15 protein-coding genes are annotated in these 14376 nt (G+C 54.1%); 11 read left to right on the forward strand and 4 right to left on the reverse strand.

Translation table 11 applies throughout. The features are described 5' to 3' along the window. Positions 1 to 83: 83 nt before the first annotated feature. The gene (locus tag GFC06_RS10915) at positions 84 to 785 is read left to right on the forward strand and encodes a DnaA inactivator Hda (protein ID WP_200049399.1); all 702 of its coding nucleotides are present in this window, start codon (positions 84 to 86) and stop codon (positions 783 to 785) included. A 34-nt stretch (positions 786 to 819) separates the two neighbouring features. Here the strand turns inward: GFC06_RS10915 and arsC are convergent, their stop codons facing one another. Both arsC and bepA read right to left on the reverse strand, forming a co-directional pair. Further along, positions 820 to 1179 (reverse strand): arsenate reductase (glutaredoxin), encoded by a 360-nt coding sequence (gene arsC / locus GFC06_RS10920; RefSeq protein ID WP_046275209.1) that lies wholly within the window; start codon positions 1177 to 1179, stop codon positions 820 to 822. An 87-nt stretch (positions 1180 to 1266) separates the two neighbouring features. Next, positions 1267 to 2730 carry a beta-barrel assembly-enhancing protease gene (bepA, locus tag GFC06_RS10925; protein WP_047501595.1) on the reverse strand — a complete coding sequence of 488 codons (1464 nt, stop codon included), beginning with the start codon at positions 2728 to 2730 and terminating at the stop codon, positions 1267 to 1269. Positions 2731 to 2956: 226 nt separating this feature from the next. Here bepA and GFC06_RS10930 point away from each other — a divergent pair, with 226 nt between their 5' ends. From GFC06_RS10930 to iadA, 4 genes are all read left to right on the forward strand, one after another. After that, positions 2957 to 4021, forward strand: coding sequence for an AI-2E family transporter (locus GFC06_RS10930; RefSeq protein WP_016153975.1), 1065 nt, complete (start codon positions 2957 to 2959; stop codon positions 4019 to 4021). 166 nt (positions 4022 to 4187) lie between these two features. Then, a complete protein-coding gene (locus GFC06_RS10935; protein ID WP_153690149.1) occupies positions 4188 to 4847 on the forward strand; it encodes a nucleoside recognition domain-containing protein in 660 nt (219 codons plus the stop codon). 1 nt (position 4848) lies between these two features. Then, positions 4849 to 5310 (forward strand): YjiG family protein, encoded by a 462-nt coding sequence (locus tag GFC06_RS10940; RefSeq protein ID WP_003037948.1) that lies wholly within the window; start codon positions 4849 to 4851, stop codon positions 5308 to 5310. Between the two features lie 11 nt (positions 5311 to 5321). Next, on the forward strand, positions 5322 to 6485 hold the full coding sequence (gene iadA / locus GFC06_RS10945; protein WP_153690150.1) for a beta-aspartyl-peptidase: 1164 nt from the start codon (positions 5322 to 5324) through the stop codon (positions 6483 to 6485). 115 nt (positions 6486 to 6600) lie between these two features. Here iadA and bcp read toward each other — a convergent pair whose 3' ends face one another. Then, positions 6601 to 7071: a thioredoxin-dependent thiol peroxidase gene (gene bcp / locus GFC06_RS10950; RefSeq protein WP_003835095.1), complete on the reverse strand. Its 471-nt coding sequence runs from the start codon at positions 7069 to 7071 to the stop codon at positions 6601 to 6603. Next, positions 7071 to 7643: a glycine cleavage system transcriptional repressor gene (locus GFC06_RS10955; RefSeq protein WP_019077363.1), complete on the reverse strand. Its 573-nt coding sequence runs from the start codon at positions 7641 to 7643 to the stop codon at positions 7071 to 7073. The genes bcp and GFC06_RS10955 overlap by 1 nt, the downstream gene beginning before the upstream one ends. A gap of 145 nt (positions 7644 to 7788) precedes the next feature. Between GFC06_RS10955 and dapA the strand changes: the two genes are divergently transcribed. The 6 genes from dapA (at position 7789) to ypfH (ending at position 14341) form a co-directional block, all read left to right on the forward strand. Next, on the forward strand, positions 7789 to 8667 hold the full coding sequence (dapA, locus tag GFC06_RS10960; protein WP_016153972.1) for a 4-hydroxy-tetrahydrodipicolinate synthase: 879 nt from the start codon (positions 7789 to 7791) through the stop codon (positions 8665 to 8667). A gap of 16 nt (positions 8668 to 8683) precedes the next feature. Next, positions 8684 to 9718 (forward strand): outer membrane protein assembly factor BamC, encoded by a 1035-nt coding sequence (bamC, locus tag GFC06_RS10965; protein WP_016153971.1) that lies wholly within the window; start codon positions 8684 to 8686, stop codon positions 9716 to 9718. Positions 9719 to 9829: 111 nt separating this feature from the next. Next, positions 9830 to 10543 carry a phosphoribosylaminoimidazolesuccinocarboxamide synthase gene (gene purC, locus GFC06_RS10970; protein WP_003835086.1) on the forward strand — a complete coding sequence of 238 codons (714 nt, stop codon included), beginning with the start codon at positions 9830 to 9832 and terminating at the stop codon, positions 10541 to 10543. 128 nt (positions 10544 to 10671) lie between these two features. Beyond that, positions 10672 to 11538, forward strand: coding sequence for a KPN_02809 family neutral zinc metallopeptidase (gene ypfJ / locus GFC06_RS10975; protein WP_016153970.1), 867 nt, complete (start codon positions 10672 to 10674; stop codon positions 11536 to 11538). Between the two features lie 15 nt (positions 11539 to 11553). Further along, positions 11554 to 13569 (forward strand): tRNA(Met) cytidine acetyltransferase TmcA, encoded by a 2016-nt coding sequence (locus tag GFC06_RS10980; protein ID WP_153690151.1) that lies wholly within the window; start codon positions 11554 to 11556, stop codon positions 13567 to 13569. A 73-nt stretch (positions 13570 to 13642) separates the two neighbouring features. Next, complete coding sequence (gene ypfH, locus GFC06_RS10985; RefSeq protein WP_153690152.1) at positions 13643 to 14341, forward strand: esterase; 699 nt, start codon at positions 13643 to 13645, stop codon at positions 14339 to 14341. The last annotated feature ends 35 nt before the right edge of the window (positions 14342 to 14376 follow it).

Below are 14376 nucleotides of genomic sequence, written 5' to 3' on the forward strand. Positions count from 1 at the left end.
GTGGCGATGCTGCCCGGTTCTATCACGACGTATTTCTGTGTTAAACTCAACGCGATTTTATGAAATCCTGGGTTGAGGTATCTCTGAACACACCGGCACAGCTCTCTTTGCCACTTTATCTTCCTGACGACGAAACTTTCGCAAGTTTCTGGCCGGGGGATAACTCCTCTTTACTGGCTGCACTGCAAAACGTGCTGCGTCAGGACCATAGCGGGTATATTTATCTCTGGTCGCGTGAAGGCGCTGGCCGTAGTCATTTGCTGCATGCAGCTTGTGCGGAACTGTCCGCGCGCGGCGATGCGGTAGGCTATGTGCCGCTCGACAAGCGTACCTGGTTCGTCCCCGAGGTGCTCGACGGTATGGAGCATTTATCGCTGGTATGCATCGATAACATCGAATGTGTGGCCGGGGATTCGCTGTGGGAAATGGCGATCTTTGATCTCTACAACCGCATCCTGGAGTCGGGGAAAACGCGTCTGCTGATCACAGGCGATCGCCCGCCAAGACAGTTGAATCTGGGGTTGCCGGATCTCGCCTCGCGCCTGGACTGGGGACAAATCTACAAGCTGCAGCCGCTTTCCGATGAAGATAAGCTGCAGGCGTTGCAATTACGCGCCAGACTTCGTGGGTTTGAACTGCCGGAAGATGTGGGACGCTTCCTGCTCAAGCGTCTGGATCGAGAAATGCGTACGCTGTTTATGACGTTGGATCAGCTTGATCATGCTTCGATCACCGCCCAGCGTAAGCTGACCATTCCATTCGTAAAAGAGATACTGAAGCTGTAAGCGCCGCAGCCGAAAAAACTGCGGCAGGTTCAGGTTAACCGATGATTTCCAGTACCTGCTCCGGCGGGCGTCCAATTCGCGCCTGGCCTTTGGCAACCACAATCGGGCGCTCCATCAATTTCGGGTTTTCCACCATTGCCTGAATCAGCGCATCTTCACTCAGATTTACGTCCGCCAGATTAAGTGACTTATAGAGATCTTCTTTCTGGCGCATCAGCTCGCGCGCGCTGGACATGCCCAGCATCTGCAGCAATTCACGCAGGGTTGTGGCGTCAGCCGGGGTTTCCAGATACAACACCACTTCCGGGTCCACACCGTTAGACTTCAGTAACTCCAGCGTTTCACGGCTCTTGGAGCAGCGTGGGTTATGGTAGATTTTAATCGCGTCTGACATGACTTCTCCTTGCATAACAATCCTGCCGGATGGCGACCAAAAGACCTTATCTGGCCTACATATCGCCATCCGGCAAGGGTTCGATAATTACATTTTCGTATACGGTTTAAAGCGCTCTTGCAGTTGGCGTAGCTGGTCGATACGGGCATCGTATCTGGCCTGCTGCTGGCTACCCAGCTTGACCTGTGAGCTTGCGCTGCTGAGCATCGAAATCGCCTGATCCAGACGTCCTGCGAGGGCATACCCTTCCGCGCGAGCCGCCAGTTCCTGATCGCGGTTGTTCAGGTTGGCTTCCGTTTGCGCTAACAGATCCCAGCCGTTAGGGTCGTTCTTATGGTTAAACGTATAGCGATTCAGGATGGTCGCCGCCTCTTTGGCTTGCCCGGCCTGTAAATACGCATTTGCCAGGTTGAGCTGCAGTACCGGGTTGGTGCGCAGGTCGCGGGCGTTTTTCAACCGATTAATGGCATCGCTGGTTTTCTTCTGGCCGAGATCGATATCCGTTGCCAGGTCGAGATACCAGGCATTGTTAGCATCTGCCGCCAGCAGCGGTTGCAGTGCTTTACGTGCCTCGTCATATTTACTGGCCTCCATTGCCTGCAATGCCCGGCCATACTGCGCCGCACGTTGCTCACGTATGTTGCCTTTCGACCAGTTACTCAGCAGGTCATCGGTCAGCTGGTTGCGACCAGAGTTGTACATGCCTAAGGTGCGTGCCTTGGCCAGATAAAAATCTTCTGAAGACTGGACGACAGCCGGACGCATTTGGTTGGCGCGGTTACGGGCATCCGACAGACGGCTTTCTGGCAGGGGGTGAGTCAGCAAAATTTCTGGTGGACGCGAAGAGTAACGGGCCTGATCGAGCAATTTTTCCAGAAACGTCGGCATGGCCTGGGGATCGAATCCCGAGCGTTGCAGTACCTGAATACCGATGCGGTCTGCTTCCTGTTCGTTTTGCTGCGTAAAGCTAATCATCCCCTGGCGTGTACCCGCCAGCGTACCGGTCAGCGCCGCCATACCCGCCTGCGGGCTGGCCATCGCCAATAAAATTGACCCTAACGCACCCACCCACGTTAGCGGCGCGCTGCGTTTCTGATCTTCCATTGCGCGCGCCAGGTGACGCTGCGTAACGTGGGAAATTTCGTGCGCCATAACCGATGCCAGTTGGCTTTCGTTATCGGAATAGCGGAACAGTGCGGAGTGCAAAACAACGTTGCCGCCAAAGAAAGCAAAGGCGTTGATTTCATCGTTGTTAATCAAAAAGAAGGTGAAGGGCGTTTTTACCGAGTCGGCGTGCGAGACCAGACGCATCCCCAGCGCATTAATGTATTGCGTCAGCAACGGATCGTTAATTAATGGCGCACTGCCGCGCAGCTGGCGTACATAATAATCGCCCATCTGCATTTCCTGTCCTATGGAAAGCGTACTCCCTGCCGAGGTTCCCATATCAGGCAGGGTGTCCGCGGTTTCTGCAAATGCGGGCGCAACCTGACCGATGGTCAGTGCAGCAATGAGGGTAGCAACCAGGTTTTTTTTCAACTGCCTGAACATAACCTCTGTCCTGTATTCTTTTTTGAGATAGCCATTTGACCAATGCCGTGAAGTATCGTTCACACTCCGCAAGCTTAGGGAGTGTAACTGCGAAACCTGACGATGAACACCCAGGAAAAATGTCTTTTCACTTTGCGTAATCCGCTATAAAAAGCGAAGTCTTTTTTGTGACATTTCGATACAATTCGGGATCGCAATCCCGCTATTGGATTCATGGAAGGGTTTTATGCTCGAAATGTTGATGCAATGGTATCGCCGCCGCTTTAGCGACCCCGAAGCCATCGCCTTGCTGATTATTCTGGTTGCCGGTTTTGGCATCCTGTTCTTTTTTAGCGGTCTTCTGGCGCCGCTGCTGGTCGCCATTGTGCTGGCGTACCTGCTCGAATGGCCGACAGTACGGCTGGAACATATTGGTTGTTCACGGCGTTGGGCGACATCGATTGTGTTGGTGGTGTTTGTCGGTATTTTGCTGCTGATGGCGTTTGTGGTAATGCCCGTTGCATGGCAACAGGGGATCTACCTGATCCGCGATATGCCCGGCATGCTCAATAAATTGTCTGATTTTGCCGCCACCTTACCGCGGCGTTATCCGGCGCTGATGGATGCGGGCATTATTGATGCGATGGCGGAGAATATGCGCTCGCGAATGCTCACCATGGGCGATTCGGTGGTGAAATATTCGCTGGCTTCACTGGTCGGATTGCTGACGCTGGCGGTGTATCTGATTCTCGTCCCGTTGATGGTGTTCTTCCTGATCAAAGATAAAGGACAAATGCTGAACGCAGTGCGTCGGGTGCTGCCGCGTAATCGCGGACTGGCGGGGCAGGTGTGGAAAGAGATGAACCAGCAAATCACCAACTATATCCGCGGCAAGGTGCTGGAAATGGTGGTGGTCGGCGTGGCGACCTGGCTCGGCTTCCTGCTGTTTGGCCTCAACTATTCGCTGCTGCTGGCGGTGCTGGTAGGCTTCTCCGTACTGATCCCGTATATCGGCGCTTTCGTGGTCACTATTCCGGTGGTCGGTGTGGCATTGTTCCAGTTCGGGCTTGGCACCGAGTTCTGGAGCTGTTTTGCCGTATACCTGATAATCCAGGCGCTGGACGGTAATTTGCTGGTGCCGGTGCTGTTCTCCGAGGCGGTAAATCTGCATCCGCTGGTGATTATTCTCTCAGTAGTGATATTCGGCGGCCTGTGGGGATTCTGGGGCGTATTCTTTGCGATTCCTCTGGCGACGTTAATCAAAGCGGTAATGCATGCCTGGCCGGATGGTCAGGTCGTTGATGAACCCTAATCTGTTTGCTCCGGCGATGCAATGTCGCCGGAGCCGAACTTGTCTGACCTCTATCCACACATTCTGAATAATCTCCTCTGGTGTCGTTTTTCTCTGCGTTTGTCTTTAACTTGACCCGCGTGATGTCTTTAAGTCACGCAAGGAATAAGGCCAACAGGAGAACAAAATGGGTCACAACACACACACGCAGCAGAAGGTGGGATGGGGCGGTTATCTCGCTTTTTTTATTACGATTATTCTTTTTTCCGGCATGTTTGCGAAAAGTATCGAATGGTGGCGAGTCTTTGATTTCACCGTTCTCAACGGTGCGTTTGGGCAGATTAATGCGGCGGGGGACACGGCGGTCTCTTTTCGCGGCACGGGCGGTATGGGCGCAAAAGACGGCTTCTTATTCGCGCTTGAGCTGGCGCCTTCCGTCATTCTTTCACTCGGGATAATTTCCGTCACCGAAGGGCTGGGAGGGTTGCGTGCGGCACAGCAACTGATGACGCCAGTACTGCGCCCGTTACTCGGTATTCCAGGTATTTGTTCGCTGGCGCTGATTGCGAATTTGCAAAATACCGATGCTGCGGCAGGGATGACTAAAGAAATGGCGGAAGAGGGCATTATCACTGAACAGGAACGTGCCATTTTTGCCTGCTGGCAAACCAGCGGCAGTGCGTGTATTACCAACTATTTTTCCTCGGGTGCCGCGTTGTTTACGATGGTTACCGTTCCGGTGATTACGCCGCTGGCGGTGATCCTTGTCTTCAAATTTGTGGGTGCGAACCTGCTGCGTTTGTGGATTGCGCAGCTGGAAAATCGCCGTACGCAGCAGGAGGCGTGAGATGACAACGCAAGTACGTAAAAACGTCATGGATATGTTTATCGATGGCGCACGGCGCGGATTCACTATTGCAACAACCAGCCTGTTGCCTAACGTGGTAATGGCGTTTGTGATTATTCAGGCGCTGAAGGTGACGGGACTGCTCGAGATTGTCGGGCGGGTATGTGAGCCGGTAATGGCGCTGTGGGGACTGCCGGGGGAATCTGCTACCGTACTGCTGGCGGCGGTGATGAGTATGGGAGGCGGCGTCGGTGTTTGCGCCAGCCTGGTTGTCGCCGGTACGCTTTCGGGACATGATGCTACGGTGCTGTTACCGGCTATCTACCTGATGGGCAATCCGGTGCAAAATGTGGGACGCTGTCTGGGTACCGCGGGGGTCCATCCCCGTTATTACCCGCTTATTATTGCGGTATGCGTAATTAATGCGCTGCTCTCTATTTGGGTTATGCAGGTTATTGCCTGACAAGGAAGGTTATGAACTGTTCCATTCTTAATTTGACGTTGTTCCAGCAGGGACACGTGTACGCGCCGGAAGACTTAGGGCGCCAGGATATACTGGTGTCTGACAGCAAAATTGTTGCCATCGCGCCGTCGATTTCCCCTGACGATTTTCCTGGCTGCGAGTGTATCAATCTTGACGGTGCGATTGTGTGCCCAGGATTTATCGATCAACACGTCCATCTGATTGGCGGCGGCGGAGAAGCAGGGCCGCACACCCGCACGCCGGAAGTGCGCTTGTCGCGGCTGGTTGAAGCTGGTGTCACCTCGGTGGTGGGATTACTGGGGACAGATGGTATTACCCGTCACCCTGAATCGCTGCTGGCGAAAACCCGCGCGCTGGAATTTGAAGGCATCAGCGCATGGATGCTGACCGGGGCGTATTCTCTGCCTTCTCCGACCATCACCGGCAGTATCGATCGCGATGTGGCGCTGATCGATAAAATCATTGGCGTGAAATGTGCTGTTTCGGACCATCGTTCTTCAGCCCCGGACACCTCGGTGCTGGCAAACATGGCGGCGCAGTCGCGCGTTGGCGGATTGTTAGGGCGCAAGCCGGGGATTAGCGTCTTCCATATGGGCGACAGCCCGCGCATGCTGGAGCCGTTGTACCAGATCCTCGACAGTTGCGATGTACCGATTACCAAGCTGCTGCCCACACACGTCAATCGTGCGGAACTGCTGTTTCAGTCGGCGCTGGAGTATGCCCGCAAAGGCGGTTATATCGACATTACCAGCAGCATTGATGAACCCGTCGACCCGGCCACGGCTATCGCCACGGCGCTACGCCAGAACGTGCCGCTGTCGCGTATTACCTTGAGTTCAGACGGCAACGGTAGCCAGCCGGAATTTGATGACTACGGTAATCTTACCGGCATCGGTGTCGCAGGCTTTGAATCACTGGCTGAAACAGTGCGCCAGTTGGTGAAGGTTCATGCCATACCGCTGGAACTGGCGCTGTGTCCGCTGACGCGAACGGTCGCAGAATTTTTGGGACTGGAACATAAAGGGCGTCTGGCGGTAGGATGCGATGCCGACATTTTGGTGCTCAATGATGCGCTTGAAGTTCATCATCTGTGGGCGAAGGGCAAAGCCGTCGTCAGAGAGAAAAAAGCCTGTGTAAAAGGGACGTTTGAATAAACGACGTTGATGCCGGATGGCGGCGTAAACGCCTTATCCGGCTACGGAGTTATGCGGATGGTGGCCTGATAAGACGCGTGGCGTCACCATCAGGCGCTATCCGGCAAAATGTAAATCAGGCGTTCTCTTTCAGCCAGTTCATTACTACGTCGTGGTGGTTGCTGGTTTTGAAGTCATCAAACACATGCTCAATTTTCCCTTCAGCATCAATCAGGAAGCTGATGCGGTGGATGCCATCATAGGTTTTGCCCATAAATGACTTCTCACCCCAGACGCCGAACTGCTCGCAAACCTGGTGATCTTCGTCGGACAGGAGGGTGAAGTTAAGGACTTCTTTCTCCGCGAATCGGGAAAGCTTCTCTGGTTTATCGGTGCTGATTCCCAGCACTTCAACACCTGCTTTTTTTAACTCATCCATGTTATCGCGCAGGCCGCAGGCCTGAACGGTACAGCCGGGTGTCATGGCTTTCGGGTAAAAATAAACCAGAACACGCTGTCCCTGGAAGTCGGTTAAATTTACTTGTTCTCCGTCTTGATCCGGCAAGCTAAATTTCGGTGCGATATCACCGGCTTTCAGTGGGTTCATTACTTAACTCCATCCTGTTCATCATGCTGTGAGTAATTGACGACGTTAATACTGCCTTGCGCATTGAGTTCTGTACAGAGTGCTTTAAACGCATCTTCAATATTTGCCGAATCATGTGACGCAGGACTATGTGCGGTAATTTGAATAAACAGCTGTGCCGCCTTTTCGTTCTCAGCCGGTTGCGTGCGTGAAACCAGTTCCGCAATATTCATTTGGTGGCTGTCAAACAGGGCGGTAAAGCGTTCAATCAAATGCGGAGAATCAGGAACATCGACCTGCACCCATACCGTAGCGGGCATCGCCGGACGGGGGCGTGCGGTCGTGCGCTTCATCACAATCAGTAAATCCAGCTCTGCACCTTTCAACGGCAAGGTTGATTCAATTAGGGTAATGGCATTCCAGGTGCCCGACAGCAACATGATAAACGTGAACTCGTCACCCAGCATGGCCAGTCGGCTGTCTTCGATATTACAGCCGCAACTGCTGACATGACGTGTGATGGTGTTCACAATTCCCGGGCGGTCAGCACCCAGCGCAGTAATGACCAGATAGTGTTGCGATGACGATGTCAAACCTGTTCTTCCTTTGAGCGGTGAGGTAATCATAAGGAAAGCATAAAAAAAACATGCATACAACAATCAGAACGGCTCTGGTCGCTTGCTTTTATTGTCGTACCAAACGTACCATTGAGACACTTGTTTGCACAGAGGATGGCCCATGTTCACGGGAAGTATTGTCGCGCTTGTTACGCCGATGGATGAGAAAGGTAAAGTCTGCCGGTCGAGCCTGAAAAAACTGATTGATTATCATGTCGCCAGCGGCACCTCGGCGATCGTTTCGGTTGGCACCACCGGTGAGTCTGCCACCCTGAGTCATGATGAGCATGGCGATGTGGTGATGATGACCCTGGAGCTGGCCGACGGGCGTATTCCGGTGATTGCCGGAACTGGCGCTAATGCGACCGCTGAAGCCATTAGTCTGACGCAGCGTTTCAACGACAGTGGTGTTGTCGGCTGCCTGACGGTGACGCCTTACTACAACCGCCCAACCCAGGAAGGTTTGTTCCAGCATTTCAAAGCCATCGCTGAACATACTGACCTGCCGCAAATTCTGTATAATGTACCGTCCCGTACCGGCTGCGATATGTTGCCGGAAACCGTTGGTCGCCTGGCGAAAGTAAAAAATATTATCGCTATTAAAGAGGCCACGGGGAACTTAAGTCGCGTTCACCAGATCAAAGAGCTGGTTTCAGACGACTTTATTCTGCTCAGCGGTGATGACGCGACCGGACTGGATTTTATGCAGCTCGGTGGTCATGGTGTGATTTCCGTGACGTCTAACGTTGCGGCACGCGATATGGCCGAAATGTGCAAACTGGCGGCAGCCGGGAACTTTGCCGAGGCGCGGGTGATTAACCAGCGTCTGATGCCGTTACACAACAAACTATTTGTCGAACCCAATCCTATCCCAGTGAAATGGGCGTGTAAGGAGTTGGGACTTGTGGCGACCGATACGCTACGTCTGCCGATGACGCCAATCACGGATAATGCTCGTGAAATCGTCAAAGCGGCGCTTAAGCATGCCGGTTTGCTGTAAAGTTTAGGGAGATTTGATGGCTTACTCAGTACAAAAGTCGCGCCTGGCCAAGGTTGCGGGTGTTTCGCTTGTTATGTTGCTCGCGGCCTGTAGTTCTGACTCGCGTTATAAGCGCCAGGTGAGCGGTGATGAATCCTATCTGGAGGCCGCACCGCTTGCTGAGCTTCACGCTCCAGCTGGGATGATTCTGCCGGTTATGTCGGGTGACTATAATATCCCGGTCACCAACGGCAGCGGTGCCGTTGGTAAAGCGCTGGACATTCGCCCGCCGGCTCAGCCGTTAGCATTAGTCACCGGTGCTCGCACTCAGATCGCGGGTGATACGTCGACATTGCTGGTGGAAAATGGTCGTGGCAACACGCTGTGGCCACAGGTCGTTAGCGTCATTCAGTCTAAAAACTACACGATCACCAAACGTGATGATGCCAGCCAGACGTTGACCACCGACTGGGTTAACTGGAACCGTCTGGATGAAGACGAGCAGTACCGTGGACGTTATCAAATCTCGGTTAAACCGCAGGGCTATCAGCAGGCGGTAACGGTGAAACTGATTAACCTCGAGCAGGCGGGTAAACCCGTAGCTGATCCAGCATCAATGCAGCGTTACAGCGCTGAGATGATGAACGTTATCTCCGCAGGTCTGGATAAGAACGCCACTGACGCCGCGAATGCCGCGCAGAACCGCTCTGCCGCCACCATGGATGTTCAGAGTGCTGCCGATGACACCGGTTTACCGATGCTGGTGGTACGTGGACCGTTCAACGTGGTATGGCAGCGTCTGCCGGCAGCGCTTGAGAAAGTGGGGATGAAAGTGACCGACAGCACCCGTTCTCAGGGCAGCATCGCCGTGACCTACAAACCACTGTCTGATAGCAACTGGCAGGAGCTGGGCGCAAGCGATCCGGGTCTGGTATCCGGCGACTATAAACTGCAGGTCGGTGATTTAGACAACCGCAGTAGTTTGCAGTTTATCGATCCGAAGGGGCATACCCTGACGCAAAGCCAGAACGACGCGCTGGTCGCCGTCTTCCAGGCAGCGTTCAGTAAGTAAAAATAAAGGGCTGGATAACTCCAGCCCTTTTTTTCTGATATGATACGCAAACGTGTGCGTCGGCAGAAAAACGCAATATTTATCGTTAATTCACACCCAGGAGTAATAAAGATGCAAAAGCAAGCTGAGTTGTATCGTGGTAAAGCGAAGACCGTATACAGCACGGAAAACCCGGACCTGTTGGTGCTCGAATTCCGCAATGATACGTCAGCAGGGGATGGCGCGCGCATTGAACAGTTTGATCGTAAAGGCATGGTGAACAACAAGTTCAACCATTTCATTATGACTAAACTGCAAGAAGCGGGCATTCCTACCCAGATGGAGCGACTGCTTTCCGATACTGAATGTCTGGTGAAAAAACTGGAGATGGTACCGGTTGAATGTGTGGTTCGTAACCGCGCAGCAGGCTCCCTGGTTAAGCGTTTAGGCGTTGAGGAAGGTATTGAACTGAATCCGCCGCTGTTTGATCTGTTCCTGAAAAACGATGCTATGCACGATCCAATGATTAACGATTCCTATTGCGAAACTTTTGGTTGGGTGAGCAAAGAGAATCTGGCGCGTATGAAAGAGCTGACCTACAAAGCCAACGACGTGCTGAAAAAGATGTTTGATGATGCCGGTCTGATTCTGGTCGACTTCAAACTTGAATTTGGTTTGTATAAAGGTGAAGTGGTCTTGGGCGATGAGTTCTCACCGGACGGCAGCCGTCTGTGGGACAAAGAAACGCTGGATAAAATGGACAAAGATCGCTTCCGCCAGAGCCTGGGCGGCCTGATCGAAGCCTATGAAGCCGTCGCGCATCGTCTGGGTGTGAAGTTAGACTAATCCTCCCCTGAGCCGGCGATCGCTCTCCGGCTCATCAATCCCGCCGATTTTGATTACTGTTTCTTATGGTAATCCTGTTCCGAACCGCCTACGATCATCATCATAATGAATAAAAAGTTGAGGTGATTATGCGCTGGCAAGGGCGTCGTGAAAGTGACAATGTGGAAGACAGACGAAATAGCTCCGGTGGCGGCCCTTCTATAGGCGGCCCTGGTTTTCGTTTGCCCAGTGGTAAAGGCGGCATCATCCTGCTGATTGTGGTGCTGGTGGCGGGATATTATGGCGTGGATCTCACCGGATTAATGACCGGCCAGCCAGTTTCCCAACAGCAATCATCACACTCCATCAGCCCAAATGATGATGAAGCAGCAAAATTTACCTCGGTGATTCTGGCCACCACGGAAGATACCTGGGGGCAGCAGTTTGAAAAAATGGGCCGGACCTACCAACAGCCGAAGCTGGTAATGTATCGCGGAGCGACGCGTACCGGCTGTGGCGCAGGTCAGTCGGTGATGGGGCCGTTTTACTGCCCGGCGGATGGTACGGTGTATATCGACCTCTCATTTTATGATGACATGAAAAACAAGCTGGGCGCCGATGGCGATTTTGCTCAGGGCTATGTTATCGCCCATGAAGTGGGTCACCACGTGCAGAAACTGCTGGGTATTGAACCGAAAGTTCGCCAGATGCAGCAGAATGCCTCACAGGCTGAGGTAAACCGTCTTTCCGTACGTATGGAACTGCAGGCGGACTGCTTTGCCGGCGTCTGGGGCAACAGTATGCAGCAGCAGGGCGTGCTGGAGTCCGGCGACCTGGCTGAAGCGCTGAACGCCGCTCAGGCTATTGGCGACGATCGCCTGCAGCAGCAGGGACAAGGACGCGTTGTGCCGGACAGCTTTACCCACGGCACTTCTGAGCAGCGGCTTAGCTGGTTCAAACGCGGTTTTGACAGCGGCGATCCGGGACAATGTAATACTTTTGGTAAAGGCATTTAAGCTACTGAGGCAGGGATGTCTGATAATACGGCGCTGAGCGCGTTAACCGAACAGATGGCCCACGAAGGGATCCGTCGTCTGCTGATTATCAGTGGTGAGGGGAACTGGTGTCAGGAGCGGGCTTTAGCGCTACGCGACACGTTACCCGGCGATTGGTTATGGGTGGGCGCACAAGCCCCTGCTGAGCCGAACTGTACGCCACAGGCGCTGCAAACGTTATTAGGCCGCGAGTTTCGTCATGCGGTTTTTGACGCCGGGCAGGGATTTGACGCTGCGGCATTTGCCGCCTTAAGCGGAACGCTGATCGCCGGGAGCTGGCTGGTTTTGCTGACCCCCCCCTGGCATACCTGGCACACGCATCCGGACGTGGATTCACTGCGCTGGAGCGACTGTGCTGAACCTATCCCAACGCCGCACTTTGTTGAACATGTCAAACGGGTGATTTCCCGTGACGGACAGGCGCTACACTGGCAGCAGCATCACGCAGTTTCCAGCCCGCGTTTTCCTGTTCGTGCAGTCTGGCACGCGGCAACCGGTGATCCTCAGCCTGAACAGGCGATGATTTTAACCCAGTTGCTGGATATGCCTCCCGGCGTGGCTGCGGTCACAGCTGCACGTGGCCGGGGCAAATCGGCTCTGGCAGGGCAACTGATAGCACGTATCAACGGGACCGCGATTGTCACCGCGCCTGCTAAAGCGGCAACGGATGTGCTGGCGCAATTTGCCGCAGAGGGTTACCGCTTTATGGCCCCGGATGCGCTGTTAAGCAGTTCTGCAACCGCAGACTGGCTGGTTGTGGATGAAGCCGCCGCGATCCCCGCGCCGCTGCTGCACCAACTGGTTGCGCGTTTCCCTCGTACGCTGTTAACCACCACCGTACAGGGCTATGAGGGAACTGGCAGAGGCTTTTTGTTGAAATTCTGCGCCCGCTTTCCCCATCTTCGACGCTATGAGTTGCAACAACCCGTGCGCTGGGCGCAGGGATGTCCGCTGGAGAAAATCGTCAGCGATGTGCTGGTGTTTGACGACGAAACCTTTACGCATGCCCCCTTAGGGGAGCTTAACTTCTCGGCATTTGATCAACTCTCATGGCAGACAAACCCGGCGCTGCCGTTAGCGGTATATCAGCTACTTTCCGGTGCGCATTATCGCACCTCGCCACTGGATCTGCGGCGAATGATGGACGCGCCGGGTCAGCATTTTCTTCAGGCTTCGGCTGCTAACTCGGTGGCGGGAGCCGTCTGGCTGGTCGACGAGGGGGGATTATCCGCAGAATTAAGCCAGGCCGTCTGGGCCGGATATCGCCGACCAAGAGGAAATCTGGTTGCGCAGTCACTGGCGGCGCACGGCGGAGACCCATTGGCAGCGACGCTCGTCGGGCGGCGGGTCAGTCGAATTGCGGTTCATCCCGCACGTCAAAGAGAAGGTATTGGGCAACAGCTGATTCTGCAGGCCCGGCACTATTGCACGCAGTGCGACTATCTGTCCGTCAGCTTTGGTTATACGGCTGAATTATGGCGTTTCTGGCAGCGTTGCGGTTTTGTCCTGGTACGGATGGGCAATCATCGGGAAGCCAGCAGCGGCTGTTATACCGCTATGGCGGTGCTGCCCATCAGCGAAGCGGGAAAATGCCTTGCCTGGCGGGCGCACCAGCGCCTGCGACGGGATGCGGAGATTCTTGCGCAGTGGAACGCAGAGCGCATTCCGCTGGTACCACTGAAAGAGACTACGCTTAATGAGGATGACTGGGGTGAGCTGGCTGGGTTTGCCTTCGCGCATCGACCATTACTGACATCATTAGGTTGTCTGAGTCGTTTGCTTGAGCGCAGCGAGTTGCCTCTTCCGGCATTGCGCGGGCGTATACAGGCTCAACGCAGCGATGCTGAATTGTGCCAACAGTTGAAAATATCGGGTCGCAAAGCGCTGTTGGCAGTTCAGCGCGCCGAGGCGGCGCAGGCCTTAAAACAGCTGGATGCTGAGCGTGAACAACGGCTACATAATCGCATTATGCAATGGCAATTTTTTCACTAACTTCTTCAATTTCCTGGCATGGTCATTGCGGTTAAGCGGCGTAGAATGATTCTCATCAGTTAAGGAGATCGCCATGAAACATGACCATTTTGTTGTTCAAAGTCCCGATAAACCCGCTCAACAGCTCTTGTTGCTGTTTCATGGCGTCGGCGATAACCCGGTTGCCATGGGCGAAATTGGCTCCTGGTTTGCGCCGCTGTTTCCGGATGCGCTAATCGTCAGCATTGGCGGGGCAGAGCCTTATGGTACGACTTCCGGGCGTCAGTGGTTTTCTGTACAGGGGATAACGGAAGAGAACCGCCAGGCGCGTATTGACGCGATTATGCCGGTCTTTATCGAAACCGTTCGCTACTGGCAGAAGCAAAGCGGCGTTTCGCCTCAGGCGACCGCGCTGATTGGTTTTTCTCAGGGCTCGATTATGTCGCTTGAGAGTATTAAAGCTGAGCCAGGGCTGGCGTCGCGGGTCATCGCCTTTAATGGTCGCTATGCCACGTTGCCGGAGGTTGCAACCACCGCGACGACGGTGCATTTGATTCACGGCGGTGAAGACCGGGTGATTGAGTTATCTCATGCCGTTGCCGCGCAGGAGGCGTTAATACGCGCCGGTGGGGATGTGACGCTGGATATCGTCGAAAATCTGGGGCACGCCATTGATGAACGCAGTATGCAGTTTGCGCTCGACCACCTGCGTGTTACCGTACCGAAGCACTACTTTGATGAAGCGCTGAGCGGCGGTAAGCCTCACGATGATGATGTGATTGAGATGATTTAACCCGCAGGCCGGATGGCGATGTGAAACCGCCATTC

Origin of the sequence: Citrobacter braakii, assembly GCF_009648935.1 — a bacterium.
In the GTDB taxonomy this organism is placed as follows: Bacteria; Pseudomonadota; Gammaproteobacteria; order Enterobacterales; family Enterobacteriaceae; genus Citrobacter; species Citrobacter braakii.

Excerpts from the sequence above, each read along its gene's own strand:
- arsC (WP_046275209.1), bottom strand. The coding sequence starts at position 1,179 with ATGTCAGACGCGATTAAAATCTACCATAACCCACGCTGCTCCAAGAGC.
- bepA (WP_047501595.1), bottom strand. The coding sequence starts at position 2,730 with ATGTTCAGGCAGTTGAAAAAAAACCTGGTTGCTACCCTCATTGCTGCA.
- GFC06_RS10930 (WP_016153975.1), top strand. The coding sequence starts at position 2,957 with ATGCTCGAAATGTTGATGCAATGGTATCGCCGCCGCTTTAGCGACCCC.
- GFC06_RS10935 (WP_153690149.1), top strand. The coding sequence starts at position 4,188 with ATGGGTCACAACACACACACGCAGCAGAAGGTGGGATGGGGCGGTTAT.
- GFC06_RS10940 (WP_003037948.1), top strand. The coding sequence starts at position 4,849 with ATGACAACGCAAGTACGTAAAAACGTCATGGATATGTTTATCGATGGC.
- iadA (WP_153690150.1), top strand. The coding sequence starts at position 5,322 with ATGAACTGTTCCATTCTTAATTTGACGTTGTTCCAGCAGGGACACGTG.
- bcp (WP_003835095.1), bottom strand. The coding sequence starts at position 7,071 with ATGAACCCACTGAAAGCCGGTGATATCGCACCGAAATTTAGCTTGCCG.
- dapA (WP_016153972.1), top strand. The coding sequence starts at position 7,789 with ATGTTCACGGGAAGTATTGTCGCGCTTGTTACGCCGATGGATGAGAAA.
- bamC (WP_016153971.1), top strand. The coding sequence starts at position 8,684 with ATGGCTTACTCAGTACAAAAGTCGCGCCTGGCCAAGGTTGCGGGTGTT.
- purC (WP_003835086.1), top strand. The coding sequence starts at position 9,830 with ATGCAAAAGCAAGCTGAGTTGTATCGTGGTAAAGCGAAGACCGTATAC.
- ypfJ (WP_016153970.1), top strand. The coding sequence starts at position 10,672 with ATGCGCTGGCAAGGGCGTCGTGAAAGTGACAATGTGGAAGACAGACGA.
- GFC06_RS10980 (WP_153690151.1), top strand. The coding sequence starts at position 11,554 with ATGTCTGATAATACGGCGCTGAGCGCGTTAACCGAACAGATGGCCCAC.
- ypfH (WP_153690152.1), top strand. The coding sequence starts at position 13,643 with ATGAAACATGACCATTTTGTTGTTCAAAGTCCCGATAAACCCGCTCAA.